The sequence below is a fragment of the Streptomyces sp. genome, from assembly GCF_050698815.1.
Lineage (GTDB): Bacteria > Actinomycetota > Actinomycetes > Streptomycetales > Streptomycetaceae > Streptomyces.
Genome location: NZ_JBOHCV010000713.1, coordinates 1 through 17,386 on the forward strand (window position 1 = coordinate 1; position 17,386 = coordinate 17,386).

16 protein-coding genes, 2 tRNA genes and 1 pseudogene are annotated in these 17,386 nt (G+C 70.3%); 8 read left to right on the top strand and 11 right to left on the bottom strand.

The genetic code is table 11. From position 1 onward, the window contains the following. The 5 genes and pseudogenes from ACRDP3_RS25150 to ACRDP3_RS25170 form a co-directional block, all read right to left on the bottom strand. Positions 1-373, bottom strand: a pseudogene (locus ACRDP3_RS25150) (hypothetical protein); the annotation flags it as partial. Positions 374-534: 161 nt separating this feature from the next. Next, on the bottom strand, positions 535-906 hold the full coding sequence (rsrA, locus tag ACRDP3_RS25155; protein WP_431519283.1) for a mycothiol system anti-sigma-R factor: 372 nt from the start codon (positions 904-906) through the stop codon (positions 535-537). Beyond that, positions 903-1,556, bottom strand: a complete 654-nt coding sequence (locus ACRDP3_RS25160; protein WP_431519311.1) for a sigma-70 family RNA polymerase sigma factor — start codon at positions 1,554-1,556, stop codon at positions 903-905. Before ACRDP3_RS25160 ends, rsrA begins: the two co-directional genes overlap by 4 nt. 267 nt (positions 1,557-1,823) lie before the next feature. Next, complete coding sequence (locus ACRDP3_RS25165; RefSeq protein ID WP_431519284.1) at positions 1,824-2,471, bottom strand: alpha/beta hydrolase family protein; 648 nt, start codon at positions 2,469-2,471, stop codon at positions 1,824-1,826. 51 nt (positions 2,472-2,522) lie between these two features. Beyond that, positions 2,523-3,368 carry an SOS response-associated peptidase gene (locus tag ACRDP3_RS25170; RefSeq protein ID WP_431519285.1) on the bottom strand — a complete coding sequence of 282 codons (846 nt, stop codon included), beginning with the start codon at positions 3,366-3,368 and terminating at the stop codon, positions 2,523-2,525. A 95-nt stretch (positions 3,369-3,463) separates the two neighbouring features. Between ACRDP3_RS25170 and ACRDP3_RS25175 the strand changes: the two genes are divergently transcribed. The 4 genes from ACRDP3_RS25175 to ACRDP3_RS25190 all read left to right on the top strand — a co-directional run bounded on the left by ACRDP3_RS25175 (position 3,464) and on the right by ACRDP3_RS25190 (position 7,026). Continuing rightward, positions 3,464-4,177 (top strand): M50 family metallopeptidase, encoded by a 714-nt coding sequence (locus ACRDP3_RS25175; RefSeq protein ID WP_431519286.1) that lies wholly within the window; start codon positions 3,464-3,466, stop codon positions 4,175-4,177. Positions 4,178-4,217: 40 nt separating this feature from the next. Next, positions 4,218-5,570: a 3-phosphoshikimate 1-carboxyvinyltransferase gene (aroA, locus tag ACRDP3_RS25180; protein WP_431519287.1), complete on the top strand. Its 1,353-nt coding sequence runs from the start codon at positions 4,218-4,220 to the stop codon at positions 5,568-5,570. Between the two features lie 12 nt (positions 5,571-5,582). Then, positions 5,583-6,593, top strand: a complete 1,011-nt coding sequence (gene rsgA, locus ACRDP3_RS25185) for a ribosome small subunit-dependent GTPase A (RefSeq protein WP_431519288.1) — start codon at positions 5,583-5,585, stop codon at positions 6,591-6,593. Positions 6,594-6,699: 106 nt separating this feature from the next. Then, positions 6,700-7,026: a DMT family transporter gene (locus ACRDP3_RS25190; RefSeq protein WP_431519289.1), complete on the top strand. Its 327-nt coding sequence runs from the start codon at positions 6,700-6,702 to the stop codon at positions 7,024-7,026. Positions 7,027-7,043: 17 nt separating this feature from the next. On the opposite strand, the gene ACRDP3_RS25195 is transcribed toward ACRDP3_RS25190, so the two are convergent. After that, on the bottom strand, positions 7,044-7,667 hold the full coding sequence (locus ACRDP3_RS25195; RefSeq protein WP_431519290.1) for a TetR/AcrR family transcriptional regulator: 624 nt from the start codon (positions 7,665-7,667) through the stop codon (positions 7,044-7,046). Between the two features lie 172 nt (positions 7,668-7,839). On the opposite strand from ACRDP3_RS25195, the gene hisN reads away from it, so the two are divergent. Both hisN and ACRDP3_RS25205 read left to right on the top strand, forming a co-directional pair. Next, positions 7,840-8,634 (top strand): histidinol-phosphatase, encoded by a 795-nt coding sequence (gene hisN, locus ACRDP3_RS25200; RefSeq protein WP_431519291.1) that lies wholly within the window; start codon positions 7,840-7,842, stop codon positions 8,632-8,634. Positions 8,635-8,779: 145 nt separating this feature from the next. Beyond that, positions 8,780-9,190 carry a CBS domain-containing protein gene (locus tag ACRDP3_RS25205; RefSeq protein ID WP_431519292.1) on the top strand — a complete coding sequence of 137 codons (411 nt, stop codon included), beginning with the start codon at positions 8,780-8,782 and terminating at the stop codon, positions 9,188-9,190. A gap of 112 nt (positions 9,191-9,302) precedes the next feature. Here the strand turns inward: ACRDP3_RS25205 and ACRDP3_RS25210 are convergent, their stop codons facing one another. Beyond that, positions 9,303-10,769 carry a catalase gene (locus ACRDP3_RS25210; protein ID WP_431519293.1) on the bottom strand — a complete coding sequence of 489 codons (1,467 nt, stop codon included), beginning with the start codon at positions 10,767-10,769 and terminating at the stop codon, positions 9,303-9,305. A gap of 131 nt (positions 10,770-10,900) precedes the next feature. On the opposite strand from ACRDP3_RS25210, the gene ACRDP3_RS25215 reads away from it, so the two are divergent. Continuing rightward, the gene (locus ACRDP3_RS25215) at positions 10,901-11,317 is read left to right on the top strand and encodes a Fur family transcriptional regulator (protein WP_431519294.1); all 417 of its coding nucleotides are present in this window, start codon (positions 10,901-10,903) and stop codon (positions 11,315-11,317) included. 180 nt (positions 11,318-11,497) lie between these two features. Here the strand turns inward: ACRDP3_RS25215 and ACRDP3_RS25220 are convergent. The 4 genes from ACRDP3_RS25220 to ACRDP3_RS25235 form a co-directional block, all read right to left on the bottom strand. Continuing rightward, positions 11,498-11,571, bottom strand: a tRNA-Met gene (locus ACRDP3_RS25220). A gap of 106 nt (positions 11,572-11,677) precedes the next feature. After that, entirely contained in the window at positions 11,678-13,366 is a 1,689-nt protein-coding gene (locus tag ACRDP3_RS25225) for a tetratricopeptide repeat protein (RefSeq protein ID WP_431519295.1), read from the bottom strand. A gap of 281 nt (positions 13,367-13,647) precedes the next feature. After that, positions 13,648-13,721, bottom strand: a tRNA-Met gene (locus tag ACRDP3_RS25230). Positions 13,722-13,808: 87 nt separating this feature from the next. After that, entirely contained in the window at positions 13,809-16,682 is a 2,874-nt protein-coding gene (locus tag ACRDP3_RS25235) for a UPF0182 family membrane protein (protein WP_431519296.1), read from the bottom strand. A 113-nt stretch (positions 16,683-16,795) separates the two neighbouring features. On the opposite strand from ACRDP3_RS25235, the gene ACRDP3_RS25240 reads away from it, so the two are divergent. Continuing rightward, positions 16,796-17,371 (top strand): PPA1309 family protein, encoded by a 576-nt coding sequence (locus ACRDP3_RS25240; protein ID WP_431519297.1) that lies wholly within the window; start codon positions 16,796-16,798, stop codon positions 17,369-17,371. Positions 17,372-17,386: the final 15 nt, after the last annotated feature.

Genomic DNA, 17,386 nt, shown 5'->3' on the forward strand with positions numbered 1-17,386 from the left:
GTTGGGCAGCGTGCCAGCCGCGGCGGGCGGCGGTGTGCCCCGGCTCGACCCGGCCGATCAGGGCGCCGGGCAGCGGTACGAGCGCGGCGGCCGCGGGCGGCAGCAGAAAGGCGCCGGTGAGCAGGACGGGGAAGAAGGCGCCCAGGTTCCCCGGCACCCGGTGACCCATCAGGGGGCAGCGCGGGGCGCATTGAGACATCGCGTACAGCGCCGCGAGCGGCAGCAGGACGCCCCATTCGACGCCGGGGCCAGCCGACCTGGTGAGGGCGGCGAGGGCCGGACCGGTGCAGCACGCCGCGCCGGTCACCGCACAGGCGATGACACCGCGCGCGAGCCACGGCAGCCCCGCACTTCCCGCTCCCCGTGCACGCATCCCGCAACTCCTCCCCGTACCACATCGGATAGGGGAGAATAGGACGATCAGGGGCGGGGTGGAGACCTCATCCGGCCATTACCTCGTACGGGATCGCGCAGCTTTACACATTCGGGTGAGTTGGCAGTGGATGTTCGAGTAAGAGAGTGCCAACTCCCCTATCAGGCGTACTTCTTGCGCCCCGCGGAAGGCTGCGGCGAGGACCCGGCCGTGTCGTCGTCCACCGCCGGTGCGGCCACCGGGTCCGGTAGCTCTCCGGTCCGCTCCTCACCGCGCTCGGCCGCGCGGATCAGCTCGATCCGGCCCATCACCTTCGACCGCAGGCCCTCGGGCACGTCGTCGTGACCACAGCAACGCTTGACGAGCTTCTTGACCTCCTGCTCGAGTCCGTACTTCTCCAGGCACGGTGAGCATTCGTCGAAGTGCTCCTGGAACTTCGCGCAGTCGCTGTCCGGCATTTCCCGGTCCAGGTACTCATAGAGGTGGTCCAGCACCTCGGAGCAGTCCGTCTCGTGCGGCTCTCCGCAGCTCATGAGCCCGAGCCCTTCCCGTCGTGCGACCCTTCCGCGGCGCCGGCCGGAGCGAGCCCGCGATCACGCGCGTAGTCCTCCAGCATGCCGCGCAGCTGTCGACGCCCGCGGTGCAGACGGGACATGACCGTGCCGATGGGTGTCCCCATGATGTCGGCGATCTCCTTGTAGGCGAACCCCTCGACGTCCGCGAGGTACACCGCTATACGGAACTCCTCGGGAATGGCCTGCAGGGCTTCCTTCACATCGGAGTCCGGCAGGTGGTCGAGTGCCTGGGCCTCGGCAGAGCGCAGCCCGGTCGACATGTGGGACTCGGCGCGCGCCAGCTGCCAGTCCTCGATCTCCTCGGCCGCACTGCGCAGAGGCTCGCGCTGCTTCTTCCGGTAGGAGTTGATGAAGGTGTTGGTCAGGATGCGGTACAGCCATGCCTTGAGATTGGTGCCCGCACGGAACTGGTGGAACGAGGCGTACGCCTTCGCGTACGTCTCCTGCACCAGGTCCTCGGCGTCGGCCGGGTTGCGCGTCATGCGCAGCGCCGCCGAGTACATCTGGTCGAGGTAGTTCAGGGCGTCCCGCTCGAAGCGCGCGCTGCGCTCCGCCTCGGTCTCCTGCTCGGCGTCTCCGCCGTCTTCGGTCCCGTTGACCGGACCCACCTCCTCCGAAACCGCGCCGGGTCCGAACGCGGACCCGCCCGATTCGGAGAATAGACGACGTTGCGCTCCGCGCGCCGCTGGAATCGTCGGCCCACCAGCCAGCGCGACCGTGGCCCAGTCCAGGTCAGCGGCCTGCGGACGGTGCGGGCAAGCGACAGAACCCATGGGGGCGGCTCCCTTTCTCGTGACGCTTCGACGGTGCCGACAACAGCGGCCCGCCGCTGTTCATTCCCGCCTGCCGGTCGGCCTGCCCGGCGGGAGCTCCGCTCAGCCGGACAGGCCCCGTCCGGCCAGCCAGCCGCGGACCCCTTCGGTGAGCAGGTTCATGTGAAGCCCAGCCTGCTCAGGCCCGGTTTCCGCACGCTTCGGCACGGCGAACCCGTGATCGCCGGAGGGCACCTCCACGAGCTCCGTACCCGCGGGGAACTCCTCGGGGCGCCCGAACGGATCGCGGCCACCCTGCACCACCAGCGTCGGCAGCCCCGCCCCGGTCAGCTCCCCGGCCCGCGACTTCTCCGGCTTCCCCGGCGGATGGAGCGGGAAGGCCAGCGCGAGTACGGCGTGGGCGCCCAGTTCCTTGCCCGTACGGCAGGCCACGCGGGCGCCCGCACTGCGCCCGCCCGCGACGACGGGAAGCCCGGGCGAGCACAGCGCCGGCCACAGAGCCGTCCACGCGGCATCAAGGGTCTTGGGCGCAGGGGCGACCTTCTTCCCCGCCACCCGCCACGGCTGCTCGACCAGCGCGACGGTGACGCCCTTGGCGGGCAGCGCCCCGGCCAGCGCCCGCAGGTCCCGCGTCTCGATTCCGCCGCCCGCACCGTGCCCCAGAGCCAGCACGGCGCGCGCCGTGTCCGCGGGGTGCCACGTGATACGCGCGTCCCCCGCGGGTGTTCCGACGATCTCGCTCTCGCTCATGGGGAGCATCCTGCCGCCTCTCAGGCCGGCCGGCTCACCAGCTCACCCCGCTCAGAACAGCGTGCCGATCTCCGGCCCGGTCAGTTCCTTCAGGAGCTCGGGACCGTTGTTCCGCACATTGCTGACCTCGGTGGAGACCGGATACGCGCGCATCAGCCCGGGCGGTGGCGGCGCCAGCAGTTCGCGCAGGTCCTCCGGGTCCGTACGGGAGGGGTCCAGCCAGGCGTCCCAGCGTTCCGGCGGCAGCATCAGCGGCATCCGGGGGTGGATGTCGGACAGCGACCGCGGGCCGTGCTCGCCGTGCTCATCACCCGGCCCGCCCGCTCCGCCCGGTCCCGCCAGCGGCGCCGTCTCCGCCTGCGTGGTGATCACCGTGCAGGTCGTCCACCAGGCCCGTGGATGATCGTCCGGAAGCGTACTGTCGCGCCAGAACTCATACAGTCCGGCCAGCGCCATCACCGACCCGTCGGCCGGTGCCACGAAGTAGGGCTGCTTGCGCGGCCGCTTCTTCTTGCCCTCCTGCTCCAGGGCCAGCTCACCCTGGGCCGTCATCCATTCAAAGTAGCCGTCCGCCGGCAGCAGGCAGCGGCGGGCCGTGAAGGGGCGCCGGTAGGCGGGCTTCTCGTGCACGGTCTCGGCCCGCGCGTTGATCATCTTGGCGCCCATGGCAGGTGATTTCGCCCACCCCGGCACCAGCCCCCAGGTCAGCGTCCGCAACTGGCGCACCGGCCGCGGGTCGTCCGCGCCCCTGACCGGCCGGTCGAGCACGGCGGGCACCTGCTTGGTCGGGGCGACGTTGTAGTCCGGCGCCAGAGCCTCTCGGGGCTCCCACTTCTCCACGTCGAAGAGCCCGACGAGATCCTCCGGTCGCCGGCTCGCTGCATACCGTCCGCACATAAGTGCCACACTGCCACGGCATTGAAGTGAAAGGCCGTCCGTCGCACAAATGGCACGGGGCGCGGTACAGGGGTCGGGAAGAACAAGGGAACGACATGGACACCACGAGCATCGCCGGAATGTGGGACCGGGTCTTCGGCACCCAGCCCGACCCGAACCAGTGGCTGGTCGTCATCACCGCTGTCGTGGCCCTCGCCGCCGTGGCGCCGTCCGGCGTCTGGCGGCTGTCCCGGAACGCGGTCACCATCGCCCACGAGGGCGGGCACGGCCTGATCGCGCTGGTGTCCGGGCGGCGGCTCGACGGCATCCGGCTGCACTCCGACACCTCCGGACTCACGCTGTCGCGAGGCAAGCCGACCGGCATCGGCATGGTGCTCACCGCGGCGGCCGGTTACAGCGCGCCCTCCCTGCTCGGCCTCGGCGGCGCCTGGCTGCTGGCCGCGAACCACATCACCCTCCTGCTGTGGAGCGCGACCGCACTGCTGCTCGCCATGCTGCTGATGATCCGCAACGCCTACGGGGTGCTGACCGTTCTGCTGGCGGGCGGTGCCTTCCTGCTGGTCTCCTGGCTGACCGAGCCGGAGGTGCAGGCGGCGTTCGCGTACGGGGTGGTGTGGTTCCTGCTGCTGGGCGGCGTCCGCCCGGTCTTCGAACTGCAGGGCAAGCGGCGCCGGGGCGGCGCCCCCGACTCGGACGCCGACCAGCTCTCCCGGCTCACGCACGTCCCCGCCGCGCTCTGGCTGGTGCTCTTCCACGCGGTGTCGCTCTGCTCCCTGACCGGCGGCGGCCGCTGGCTGCTCGGGCTGTGAGCGGGGCGGCGGGCGGGCGGGGCGGACTAAAGTGAGCCCCATGACCGAGCACACCGAATCCGCCGACCGCTGGCCCGCGCCGTACGCCTCCGCACCCGTCGACGCGACCGTCACCGTGCCCGGATCCAAGTCGGTCACCAACCGGGGCCTGGTACTGGCCGCCCTGTCCGCCGACCCCGGCTGGCTGCGCCGCCCGCTGCGCTCGCGCGACACCCTGCTGATGGCGGCGGCGCTGCGGGCGCTGGGTGCGCACATCGAGGAGGGCGTCGGACCGGACGGCACGGGCGAGTTCTGGCGTGTCATCCCCACCGGCCTGCACGGCCCCGCCACCGTCGACGTCGGTAACGCGGGCACCGTGATGCGCTTCCTGCCGCCGGTCGCCACGCTGGCCGACGGTCCCGTCCGGTTCGACGGCGACCCGCGCTCGTACGAACGTCCGCTGCACGGCGTCATCGACGGACTGCGCGCGCTCGGCGCCCGCATCGACGACGGCCGGCGCGGCGCCCTGCCGATGACCGTGCAGGGCAGCGGCTCACTTGACGGCGGCACGGTCGAGATCGACGCCTCTTCCTCCAGCCAGTTCGTCAGCGCCCTGCTGCTGTCCGGACCGCGCTTCAACCAGGGTGTCGAGGTGCGCCACACGGGTGCCACGCTGCCATCGGTGCCGCACATCCGGATGACCATCGAGATGCTCCGCCGGGCCGGCGCCAAGGTCGACGCCCCCGAGGACGGCGGTGAGCCCCACGTCTGGCGGGTCACCCCGGGGGCACTGCTGGGCCGCGACCTGACCGTCGAACCGGACCTGTCCAACGCGCAGCCCTTCCTGGCCGCGGCCCTCGTCACTGGCGGCCGGGTCACCATCCGGGACTGGCCGGAACACACCGTGCAGCCCGGTGACGCGCTGCGGGAGATCTTCACCGAAATGGGCGGCTCCTGGGTTCGGGACGAGCGTGGCCTCACCTTCACCGGCGGCGGCCGGATCCAGGGCATCGACGTCGACTTGAGCGACGTCGGCGAGCTGACTCCCGGCATCGCCGCGGTCGCCGCCCTGGCCGACGGCGAGTCCGTGCTGCGCGGTGTCGGGCACCTGCGGCTGCACGAGACGGACCGGCTGGCGGCCCTCACCCGCGAGATCAACGGGCTGGGTGGCGATGTCACCGAAACCGATGACGGCCTGCGCATCCGGCCCCGTCCGCTGCACGGCGGTGACTTCCACACCTACGACGACCACCGGCTCGCCACCGCGGGCGCCGTGCTCGGCCTGGCGGTCGAGGGCGTGCGGGTGGAGAACATCGCCACCACCGGCAAGACCCTGCCCGGCTTCCCGGAGCTGTGGGCGGGGATGCTCGGCGAGCAGCAGGTCGGCGACGAGCGCGTCGAAGAGCGAGCCTGAGAGGCTCTCGCGATGCGCCGCTACGGCAAGCACACCGACGAGGACGACATCCGCGTACGCCCCCACCGCAAGGGCAGCCGCCCGCGTACGCACACCCGCCCCAAACATGAGGACGCGGCGGAAGGCATGGTGCTGACCGTCGACAGGGGCCGCCTCACCTGCCTCGTCGGCGAGCGCACGGTCACCGCGATGAAGGCACGCGAGCTGGGCCGTAAGGGTGTGGTCGTCGGGGACCGGGTCGCCGTCGTCGGCGATCTGACGGGCGCGAAGGACACCCTCGCCCGCATCGTCCGGGTCGAGAAACGCAGCTCGGTGCTGCGGCGTACGGCGGACGACAACGATCCGTACGAGCGCGTGGTCGTCGCCAACGCCGACCAGTTGGCGATCGTCACCGCCCTCGCCGACCCCGAGCCGCGGCCGCGCCTGATCGACCGCTGTCTGGTCGCCGCCTACGACGCGGGGCTGGAGCCGCTGCTCGTACTGACCAAGTCGGATCTCGCCCCCGCCGCGCCGCTGTTGGCGAAGTACACGCCGCTGGGAGTGCGCTTCGTGGTCACCAGCCGGCACGAACTGGCCGATGGCGAGGCGGCGGAGCGGGTGCGGGAATCGCTGTACGGACGCAGCACCGTGTTCGTCGGGCACAGCGGCGTGGGCAAGACGACCCTGGTGAACGCACTCGTGCCGGAGCGGCGGCAGCGCACCACCGGGCACGTCAACGCGGTCACCGGCCGCGGCCGGCACACCACCACCTCCGCACTCGCCCTGCCGCTGCCCGGCACGGGCGGCTGGGTGATCGACACCCCGGGTGTGCGCTCCTTCGGGCTGCACCATGTCGATCCGTCGCGCGTCATCGGCGCGTTCCCCGACCTCGAACCGGGCACCGAGGAGTGCCCGCGCGCCTGCGGCCATGACGAACCGGACTGCGCCCTGGACCGGTGGGTGGCGGACGGCCACGCCGATCCCCAGCGGCTGTACTCCCTGCGGCGGCTGCTGGCGACGCGCGAACAGCGCGAAGGGGATTGACCCGCCCGTTCGGCCCTCCGTGGGCATAATCACCCGGAAGAGCGCACACCGGCCGGTACCGGCACACCGGACACAGTGCGGCGGGGAGCAACGGGAGGCGTACCGCATGGCAGCGTGGCTGCTGGTCATCGTGGCGGGGCTCCTGGAGACCGGCTTCGCGGTCTGCCTCAAGCTCTCACACGGCTTCACACGCCTGTGGCCGACCGTCGCGTTCTGCGCCTTCGCACTGGGCAGCTTCGGACTGCTGACGCTGGCGCTGCGGCGGCTGGACGTCGGGCCGGCCTACGCCGTCTGGACGGGCATCGGCGCGGCGGGTACGGCGATCTACGGGATGGTCTTCCTCGGTGACGTGGTCTCCGTGCTGAAACTGGTCTCGATCACGCTGGTCATCGTCGGCGTGATGGGCCTGCAGCTGTCCGGGGGCGCCCACTGACCGGTTGTCAGTGAGTGTCAGTGGCCGTGCGCGAGCAGCGCCCGTACGACCTCGCTGATCCGGCCGAGGATCTCCTCCTCCGACCGCAGCGCTGACGGCGCGACGATGTAGGAGAGCGCGATCCGCAGACCGGCCTCACATGCCTGGCTCAGCTCTCCTGACGCTCCGTTCGCTGATCCGTTCGCCGGTCCGTTCGCGCACAGCCCGGCGACCATCCGGTCGCACAGTGCGGTGGCCAGCTCACCGGGGTCGCCCGTTCGCGCCCCCGGCTGTCGCGTCCCGGCATCGGAAGGTAACGGCATCCTGGGGCCCCAGCAGCCGGTGAGGGCGGCGTGCACGAGGGGTTCGTCGCGGGCGGCACGCAGTATCGAGGCCGCCACGGCGGCACAGCGGGCCGCGGGGTCCGCTCCGCCACGGCGGCCGGCCTCGGCGGCGGCCCGCGCCGCGGCGTCGAGGAAGCCGTCCACCAGCCGGTTCACCAGGGCCGAGCCCAGCCCTTCCTTGCTGCCGAACTCGTTGTACAGGGTCTGCCGGGACACGCCCGCGGCGGCGGCGACGTCCACCATCCGCACTCCGGTCCACGGCTCGGTGCCGACAGCCGTGTGCGCGGCTGCCAGCAGGGCTTCGCGTGCGGTTGGCATCGTGCCTCCGTGCCCGGCGGCTGGGGTGCGGGACACAATTGACGCGCCGCCAGGATCTGTCAATACACCGCGGCCGGGGAAGCGGCATCCCGGACGATCCTCCCCGGATGGCCCACACTCGCTTGGGCACGGCCCTGTAGCTGGCCATCCGGTGGGTGGATACTGTTCACACATGCCGGACTACCACGATGATCTGCGTCTCGCCCACGTGCTGGCCGACTCCGCCGACGCCGCGACCATGGAGCGGTTCAAGGCTCTCGACCTGAAGGTCGAGACGAAGCCGGACCTGACTCCGGTGAGCGACGCCGACAAGGCGGCGGAGGAGCTGATCCGCACCTCACTCAAGCGCACCCGCCCGCGGGACGCCGTGCTGGGCGAGGAGTTCGGCACCGAGGGGCACGGCTCACGGCGCTGGATCATCGACCCGATCGACGGCACCAAGAACTACGTGCGCGGAGTGCCCGTATGGGCGACGCTGATCGCGCTGACCGAGCTGGGCGAGGGCGGCGACCAGCCCGTGGTCGGCCTGGTCTCCGCGCCGGCCCTGAACCGCCGCTGGTGGGCGGCGAAGGGCGGCGGCGCCTACACCGGGCGCAGCCTGTCGCAGGCCAGCCGGCTGCGGGTGTCCCAGGTGGGTGTCGTACGGGACGCGTCCTTCGCGTACTCCTCCCTGCACGGCTGGGAGGAGCGCGGCATGCTGCACAACTTCCTCGATCTGACGCGCGACTGCTGGCGTACGCGCGGCTACGGCGACTTCTGGCCGTACATGATGGTCGCCGAGGGCTCGGTGGACGTGTGCGCCGAGCCTGAGCTCTCCCTGTGGGACATGGCGGCGAACGCCATCATCGTGCAGGAGGCGGGCGGCATGTTCACCGGTCTGGACGGCCGGCCGGGCCCGCACAGCGGGAACGCGATGGCCTCGAACGGACTGCTGCACGAGGAAGCGCTCGGCTATCTGACGGCGTAGAGCGCGTTTCTCGCACGCCCCCCACTGCCCGATGCCCCCTTGTTGCGTCCGCGGCGGCATGTGAACATGAGAGTCCGCAAGCTTGTGCCCTTGTGAATTACTTCTCGAGGAGAAGTGGTTCCTCCAAGGAGGTGGCAACACGAACATGCCCACCCTCGTCCACGACGCCATGAGCAAAGTCGTTCTCACCATCGGACCCGCTCACACCCTGCGCCAGGCCGCCCAGCTGATGGCGGCCCGGCGAGTGGGAGCCGCCGTGGTCTTCGACCCCGACACCAGCGGTCTCGGCATTCTGACCGAGCGCGACATCCTCAATTCGCTTGGCGCCGGCCAGGACCCCGACCGCGAGTCGGCCCACGACCACACCACCACCGACGTCGTCTTCGCGACGCCGGAATGGACCCTCGACGACGCCGCGGGCGCCATGACACGCGGCGGCTTCCGGCATCTGATCGTGCTGGACGGGCAGGAGGTCGCCGGCGTCGTCTCGGTGCGTGACATCGTCCGCTGCTGGACCGCGGGCAGACCTGGCGCCGTCGACACGCTCGCGGTCTGAGAGCGAGCGCCCCGAAGGGCCCGGCGGACGCACCCGAAGGGGCCGGACGCACCGGAGGGGCCGGAGCCCCATGGCGTCCGGTCCCTCCGGGTTCCCACAGCGAGCGGCCGGGTCAGCCGCGCAGGGCCTGAACCGCGGCCTCCAGTCGCTTGCCGTAGTCCGCGTCCGCCTTGCGGAAGTTCTCGATGGCCCGCTGGGCGATGTCGTCCCGGGAGACCTGGGCGATGAAGCCCGCGACGTTGCCGATCAGCCGCTCCTTGGCGTCTTCCGGCATCATCCGGTAGAGGTTGCCCGCCTGGACGAAGTCGTCGTCCTCGGCATGCGACGGAGTCACGTGGTCACCGGTGGTGCCGGAGACCGTGATCGGCTCCCACAGCGGCCTGTCGGTCTGCACCGGGCCGTCGAAGCTGTTGGGCTCGTAGTTCTTCCTGCCGCCGTGCCGGCCGTCGTACATCACGCCGTCGCGGCCGTGCGAGTTGGCGGTGGTGGCGTGCGGGCGGTTCACCGGCAGGTGGTCGGCGTTGATGCCGACGCGGTAGCGGTGGGCGTCGCCGTACGCGAAGAGGCGGCCCTGGAGCATCTTGTCGGGCGAGGGGCCGATACCCGGCACGAAGTGGTGCGGGGAGAAGACCGACTGCTCGACCTCGGCGAAGATGTTCTCCGGGTTGCGGTTGAGCTCGAGCTTGCCGATCTCGATCGGCGGGTAGTCCTCGTGCGGCCAGACCTTGGTCAGGTCGAACGGGTTGAAGCGGTAGTTCGGGGCGTCGGCCGCCGGCATGATCTGCACCTGGACGGTCCAGCTCGGGAAGTCACCGCGCTCGATGGACTCGCGCAGGTCCCGCTGGTGGCTGTCCGGGTCCCTGCCCGCCAGGGCCTCGCCCTCCTCGCTGGTGAGGGTCTTGATGCCCTGGTCGGTCTTGAAGTGATACTTGACCCAGAAGACCTCGCCGTCGGCGTTGTTCCACTGGAAGGTGTGCGAGCCGTACCCGTTCATGTGACGGAACGAGGCGGGGAGGCCGCGGTCGCCCATCAGCCATGTCACCTGGTGCGTCGACTCGGGCGACAGACCCCAGAAGTCCCAGACGTTGTCCGCCTCCTGGGAGCCGGTGTACGGGTCCCGCTTCTGGGTGTGGATGAAGTCGGGGAACTTGATGGCGTCCCGGATGAAGAAGACCGGCGTGTTGTTGCCGACGAGGTCGTAGTTGCCTTCCTCGGTGTAGAACTTCAGCGCGAAGCCACGCGGGTCACGCACCGCGTCCGCCGAGCCGAGGTTGCCCGCCACCGTGGAGAAGCGGAGGAAGGTCTCGGTCTGCTTGCCGACCTCGGAGAGGAACTTCGCCCGGGTGTAGCGCGACACGTCCGCGGTCAGGGTGAAGGTGCCGTACGCCCCCGCTCCGCGCGCGTGCACGATGCGCTCCGGGATGCGCTCGCGGTTGAAGTGCGCCAGCTTCTCGATGAGCAGCTGGTCCTGGATCAGTGCAGGGCCACCGGGACCTGCGGTCTGGCTCTGCTGGTTGTCCGCGACCGGAACGCCGGCTTCCGTCGTCAGCGGACCGTTGGCCTTGTGCTGCACCGTCACGTACTCCTCCTGCTGCAGACCTGTTGCTCGGAAAGCCTCCGCCGATCCTACCTTGGACATTGTCCAAGTCAAGAATAAGCCTTGTTCCGTACGGGTTCTCTTCATGGACCCGTCACTGCTAAGCTGCCCATATGAGTGACCTGCTGGAGCGACTCCGCGATCGCGGCTGGCGGCTCACCGCGCAGCGGCGAGTCGTCGCCGAGGTGCTTGACGGTGACCATGTGCACTACACGGCCGACGAGGTCCACACACGCGCCTCCACCCTTCTCCCGGAGATCGCGCGGGCGACCGTCTACAACACGCTGAGCGAGCTCGTCTCCATCGGAGAGGTGATCGAGGTCAGCACGGACGGGCGGGCGAAGCGGTACGACCCCAACGCCCGCCACTCACACCAGCACTTGATCTGTTCGCAGTGCGGCACGATTCGTGACGTCCACCCGACCGGCGACCCCCTCAGCAGCCTCCCCGAGGCCGAGCGGTACGGCTTCGCCATCGCCGACGCGACCGTCACCTACCGGGGCACCTGTCCCCGGTGCTCCGCTCCCTGACGACAGCACCGGGCCGGCACCGCCCCCGCCGCCCGTCCGGGCCACCCGCCCGCTGAAGCCCGCGTCCACCTCTCCCGTGGCGCGGGCTTCGTCATGGGCGCGGCAAGCGGTGCGGGAGGTGTCCGCGTGCGCACACACGAAGGGCCCGGATCCTTGAGGATCCGGGCCCTTCGTCTTCAGTAGCGGGGACAGGATTTGAACCTGCGACCTCTGGGTTATGAGCCCAGCGAGCTACCGAGCTGCTCCACCCCGCGCCGTTGTGCCGTAACTCTAACCCTGCCGCGACGACCAGCGCAAATCACTTGTCCGTGCCCCCGTTCAGGGCCCCGCGCGGCGTTCCGCGGAGCCCTGAACACGTCCTCAGGCCGACAGCTCCGAGCGCAGGGCGTCGCGCAGCCTGGCAGCCCGCTCGGCCACCTCGGCCGGCCCGAACTCGACCGCCTGCGCACACCAGCGCTGCCCCTCCTCCAGCTCGCTCCGCCGTGCGCAGAGCAGTGCGAGCCGGAGCGCGGCACGGCCGTTTCCGGCCTCCGCGGCGCGGGTCCACCACAGCGCGGCCTCCGGCTCACTTCCCTCCCGGGCCAGCAGCAGACCGAGGTTGAACGCGCCGTTGGGACTGCCGGCCTCCGCCGCGGCGCGGTACCAGCGAGCGGCCTCGACGATCTCGCCGCGGGCGGCGGCGCACATCCCGAGCCGCACCTGGGCACGCCGGTGGCCCTGCTCGGCCGCGCGCTCGTACCACTCCTCGTACTCCTCGCGGGTGCGCGCCGCACCGGCCGCCCTGGTGGCGCCCGCACAGGGCGAGCGCCCCTCCAGCAGTACGCCCAGCCGAAAGGCGCCCTCCACGCTCGCGCCCTCCGCGGCGCAGCGCAGCCGACGCTCGGCGGCGTCCTCGTCGCCTTCCCGCAGCAGGGCGATGCCCACCTGCAGGGCGGCCTCGGGGTGTCCCGCGGCCGCGGCTCGCGCGTACCAGACCCGGGCCGTGCGGTCGTCTCCACGGCCGACGTGCAGGATTCCCAGGTTGAAGGCCGCGTCGACGCTGCCCGACTCGGCGGCCTTGGAGAACCACGGCTCGGCACCCTCCGCGTCGCCGCGCTGGAGCAGCAGCACGGCCAGCGCGTTGGCGGCCTCGCGGTGGCCGGCGTACGCGGCACGGCGGTACCACTGCTCGGCCTGGGCCGTGCGCTCCTCCGCCGCGCACAGCAGCCCGAGGTTGAACGCGCCGTTGTCGCTGCCCGCGTCGAGCGCGACCCGGTACCAGTGCTCGGCGGCCTGCCGCTCACCACGGGAGGCGTGCAGCGCGCCCAGCGCATTGGCGGCATTGCCGTCGCCGTCCTCGGCGGCGCGGCGCCACCAGACGGCGGCGCTCTCCTCGTCGCCCGCGTCCCGCAGCAGGAAGCCCAGCGCGCACGCGGCCCGCGACTCGCCGTCCTTGGCGGAGGTGAGGTACCACCGGCCCGCTTCCTTCAGCTCACCGCGGCGCTCCAGAATCGCGCCCAGCCGGAGCGCGGCCCGCCGGTGACCGCGCGCCGCGGCCTGGCGGTACCACTGCTCGGCTTCGTCCGGGGCCGTTCCGACGGCCCCTTCCTGCCCCTGGGCGGTCCCTCCCTCCCCCTCGGCGGCCGCGGCGGCCACACGTGCGCTGACGATCTGCGCGACGCGGTACGCGGCCTCGCGGTGGCCCCGCTCGGCGGCAGCACGGAACCACTCTTCGGCGCCGTCCTCGCCATGGTGCTCGAGCAGATCGGCCAGGGCGTACGCGCCCAGCGCGTGCCCGGACTCGGCGGAGTGGCGCAGCCAGTAGTGCGCCGCGGGCTCGTCGCCGCGCTCGCGGTGGTGTCTTCCCAGGGCGTGCGCCGCCGCGGCCGATCCGGCGACGGCGGCGATACGCCACCAGCCTGCGGCCTCGTCGGCATAGCCGCGCTGGTGCAGCAGCACGCCCAGGTTGTTGGCGGCGGCGCGGTCACCGGCCGCGGTGGCGGCGCGCAGCCGGGGCTCCGCGCCGTCCAGGTCGCCGCGGCGCAGCAGTTGTGCCCCGAGCACGCTCATCGCGGAAGCGTCCTCAGCGCTGTTGTCAATTCCCGTCCGGCCCGTCCCGGCCCCCGGTGGACCTTCGAGCCTCACGTTGTCCCCCATAAACCCCATCGTCGCACCACCCACAAGCCGCGTACACCTCGAATACCACCACCGAGTGAGGTCACTTCAGAGGTTTGTCGACTTCCCGACAGAGAGACACCTCAAACCGCTTGCCACGAAAGGGGGTTGCCGGTTGACGGGCGCACGCACGCGAAGGGCCCGGATCCTTGAGGATCCGGGCCCTTCGTCTTCAGTAGCGGGGACAGGATTTGAACCTGCGACCTCTGGGTTATGAGCCCAGCGAGCTACCGAGCTGCTCCACCCCGCGCCGTTGTGTTCACAACCCTACACCACGGCACGGGGTGCTCCGGACACGGTCGTGTCCCTGCCCGGAGCACCCCGTGCGATGTCTCCGCTAGTCCTTCTTCGATCCCTTCTCGGCGTCCGCGGCCGCCTTCAGGGCTGCCTTGAGGTCGTCCTGGGCCTTGCCGTACGCCTTCCAGTCGCTCTTCTCCAGCGCGCGCTGACCGGCGTCGTACGCCTTCTGCGCGTCCTGGAGGGCCTGTTGCACGGACCCCTTGTCGGCCGGCGGCGGATCCTCACCACCGCCGCCGCCCTGACCACCGCCGCCCTCCGCGTCGAAGACCTTGTCGAGAGCCTCGCCCAGGGTGTTCTCGAAGGCGATCTTCTCGCCGTAGGTGACCAGGACCTTCCTCATCCGCGGGTAGTTCGTGCCGGCGCCGCGCACGTACACCGGCTCGACGTAGAGCAGACCGCCTTCCAGCGGCACGGTCAGCAGGTTTCCGTACTCGACCTCGGAGTCGCCGCGTTTGAGGAGGTTGAGCGACTCGGCGATGGCGGGATCGGAGTTGAACTTGCTCTGCACCTGCGAGGGTCCGGAGACCGTGGTGTTCGACGGCAGTCTCAGCATTTTGATCTTGCCGTACCCGGAACTGCGCGGATCCGCGTCGATCGCCATGAAGGCGCCCAGCGTCTCGCGGTCGTTGGGGTTGAACGTCGTGGTCAGCGAGAACGTCTGCTTGTTCTGGCCCGGCATCTGCAGGCTCAGGTAGTACGGCGGTACCGCGGTGCCCTTGTGCGTCGGGTCGTCCGGGATCTGCCAGCGCTCACTGCCGCTGTAGAACTGCGTCGGCGAGGTGACGTGATAGCGGGTCAGCAGATCGCGCTGCACCTTGAACAGGTCCTGCGGATAGCGCAGATGGTCCATCAGCTCGCCACTGATCGCGCTCTTCGGCTTGACCGTGTCCGGGAACGCCTTCATCCACGTCTTCAGCACCGGGTCCTTCTTGTCCCACTGGTACATCTCGACCTTGCCGGTGTAGGCGTCCACCGTGGTCTTGACGGAGTTGCGGATGTAGTTGACACGGTTCTGCCGGGCGACGACCGCGCGCTGATTGTCGGTCAGCGAGTCCTGTGTGGTGTCACCGAGTGTCGTACGGGAGGAGTACGGATATCCGTCGGAGGTGGTGTAGGCGTCCACGATCCACTTGATCCGGCCGTCGACGACCGCCGGATACGGGTCACCGTCGATGGTCAGCCAGGGAGCCACCGCCTCGATCCGCTGCTTCGGGGTCCGGTTGTAGAGGATCCGCGAGCCCTCGCCGATCGCGCCGGAGTAGAGGATCTGCGGCTCGTTGAATCCCACGGCGTACGCGGCGCGGTTGATCGGGTTGGCCAGGTTGACGCCGCTCTTGCCCTTGTACGTGTACGTCTTCTCACCGGTGTCGTCGGCGTAGTCGAGCTCCTCCTGCGGGCCCCCGACGATCGAGTACTGATCGGTCTTCTCGCCGTAGTAGACGCGGCCCTCGTACGTGCCCATGCTCCCCTTGGGCGGCAGGTCCTGCTCGGTGAAGGCCGGTGCGCCGTCCTTGTCGACCGTGGTGCCCTTGGCTGCGACCATGCCGTAGCCGTGGGTGTACTTGAAGTGCTCGTTGATCCAGTTCTTCTCCGGGATGCCCTTGGTGTTGATCTCCCGGAGGCCGACGACGGTGTCCTGCTCCTTGCCGTCGGCGGTCTTGTAGCGGTCCACGTCGAGCGTCTCGGGGAACTGGTAGTAGCCCCGGACCTGTTGCTTCTGCTGGAAGGTCGGTGAGACGACGTTCGGGTCGAGCAGACGCATGCTGGCGGTGGTGCCGGCGGCGTCCCGCAACTCGCTGTTGCTCGCCTTGCTGGTGCCCGAGTAGTCCGTCACCTGCGAGTCGTCGATGCCGTAGGCGTCGCGCGTCGCCTTGATGTTCTTCTTGATGTACGGCGTCTCCTTGGCCTGCTCGTTCGGCTGGACCTGGAACTTCTGCACGATCGCCGGGTACAGCCCGCCGATCAGGATCGCCGAGAGCACCATCAGGCCGAAGCCGATCACCGGCAGCTGCCAGGTGCGCCGCCAGATGGTGGCGAAGAACAGCAGGGCGCAGATGATGGCGATGCAGAAGAGGATGGTCTTCGCCGGGAGATAGGCGTTCGCGTCGACGTACTTCAGCCCCGTCCAGTTGTCCGTCGCCTTGAAGTCACCCGACTTCACCGCCAGTCCGTACCGGTCCAGCCAGTAGGCCACGGCCTTGAGGGCCACGAAGATGCCGAGCAGCACGGACAGGTGCCCGGTCGCCTGGCCCGTCGCACGGGCTCCCGGGGTGGTGATGCGCAGCCCGCCGTAGAGGTAGTGCACCAGCGCCGCGGCGAGCAGCGACAGTACGGCCGCGGCGAAGCCGAAGCTCAGCAGGAAGCGGTACCAGGGCAGATCGAAGGTGTAGAAGGAGATGTCCATGTGGAACTGCGGGTCGATCCGGCCGAACGGAACGCCGTTGATCCACATCAGCCAGGTGCGCCACTGCCCGGCGGCCGAGGCGCCGGCGATCAGCCCGACCAGCGCGGTGACGCCCAGCAGCACCCACTTCTTGTACGGCGCGATGCCCATGCGGTACCGGTCGAGGCTCTGCTGCTCCAGCGACATCGCGCTGAGCGGCGGGCGCAACCGGTGAGCGAGCCAGATGTTGAAGCCGACCGACCCGGCCATCAGCAGACCGAAGAACGCGAACATGCCGGCCTTGGTCCACAGGGTCTTGGTGAAGACCGAGCTGTAGGCCACCGAGCGGTACCAGAGCCAGTCGGTCCAGAAACCGGCGAACATGACGAACAACATGGCCAGGACCGCGAGCACGCCCACCGTGAGCAGCAGCGTCCGAGCGCGCCGCGATGGCCTGCCCACTCTGATCCGGGGCCCGGATGGACCGCCTGAGCCACGGTCCGGCATCTGGAAAGCCAAGGTGCGCACCTCGAAGATCGCAGTGAATGAAGTTGGGCCCCGCATCGTAAGACCCACTCATGCAACTTAACGAAGCTTTACCCAGTTCCCGATCCCGGGGTCGAAGGCGGCACGATAGAGGCATGGACAACCTTCCCACCGACGGCACGCCCCTGGCTTCCACTCCGCTCACCCAGGCGGTGCTGGAGATCGACGAATACGCGGCAGGGATGGGCTGGGACCAGCCCACCCGACTGTTCGCCCTGGTCGACACCGCTCAGCTGCGTGCACAGGAACCCGAACTCGCCGGTCAGCTCGGCTTCGAGGACACCGGACAGCAGCCCGGCAGCTCACTCACCCCGGTGGAACAGGACGAGCTGCCCACCGGTGCGCCGCTCGACGAGTTCCTGGCGACCATCGCCTGGCCGGACGCGGTCGCGGGGTGCGCGATGACGGTGGAACGGCTGATGCTGCCGCAGTCCGCGGAGGAGTCGGTGCCGGAGGAGCTGCAGCGGGAGGGCGCCGAGGAGCAGCTCGCGAAGTGGGTCGCGGAACATTCCGAACGGCAGGAGGTCCGGATGACCGTGGCCGTACTGCGGGACGGGACACGGGAGTCGGCGCTGCGGCTGCGCGAGAAGGACGCCTCGGCAGAGGTGCTGACGGGTGCGGGCCTGGTGCCCGGTCTGGCTGAGGCGCTGGCGGCGACGTTCGAAGAGTGACCCGCGTGACCGGTT

Excerpts from the sequence above, each read along its gene's own strand:
- rsrA (WP_431519283.1), bottom strand. The coding sequence starts at position 906 with ATGAGCTGCGGAGAGCCGCACGAGACGGACTGCTCCGAGGTGCTGGAC.
- ACRDP3_RS25165 (WP_431519284.1), bottom strand. The coding sequence starts at position 2,471 with ATGAGCGAGAGCGAGATCGTCGGAACACCCGCGGGGGACGCGCGTATC.
- ACRDP3_RS25170 (WP_431519285.1), bottom strand. The coding sequence starts at position 3,368 with ATGTGCGGACGGTATGCAGCGAGCCGGCGACCGGAGGATCTCGTCGGG.
- ACRDP3_RS25175 (WP_431519286.1), top strand. The coding sequence starts at position 3,464 with ATGGACACCACGAGCATCGCCGGAATGTGGGACCGGGTCTTCGGCACC.
- aroA (WP_431519287.1), top strand. The coding sequence starts at position 4,218 with ATGACCGAGCACACCGAATCCGCCGACCGCTGGCCCGCGCCGTACGCC.
- rsgA (WP_431519288.1), top strand. The coding sequence starts at position 5,583 with ATGCGCCGCTACGGCAAGCACACCGACGAGGACGACATCCGCGTACGC.
- ACRDP3_RS25190 (WP_431519289.1), top strand. The coding sequence starts at position 6,700 with ATGGCAGCGTGGCTGCTGGTCATCGTGGCGGGGCTCCTGGAGACCGGC.
- ACRDP3_RS25195 (WP_431519290.1), bottom strand. The coding sequence starts at position 7,667 with ATGCCAACCGCACGCGAAGCCCTGCTGGCAGCCGCGCACACGGCTGTC.
- hisN (WP_431519291.1), top strand. The coding sequence starts at position 7,840 with ATGCCGGACTACCACGATGATCTGCGTCTCGCCCACGTGCTGGCCGAC.
- ACRDP3_RS25205 (WP_431519292.1), top strand. The coding sequence starts at position 8,780 with ATGCCCACCCTCGTCCACGACGCCATGAGCAAAGTCGTTCTCACCATC.
- ACRDP3_RS25215 (WP_431519294.1), top strand. The coding sequence starts at position 10,901 with ATGAGTGACCTGCTGGAGCGACTCCGCGATCGCGGCTGGCGGCTCACC.
- ACRDP3_RS25225 (WP_431519295.1), bottom strand. The coding sequence starts at position 13,366 with ATGAGCGTGCTCGGGGCACAACTGCTGCGCCGCGGCGACCTGGACGGC.
- ACRDP3_RS25240 (WP_431519297.1), top strand. The coding sequence starts at position 16,796 with ATGGACAACCTTCCCACCGACGGCACGCCCCTGGCTTCCACTCCGCTC.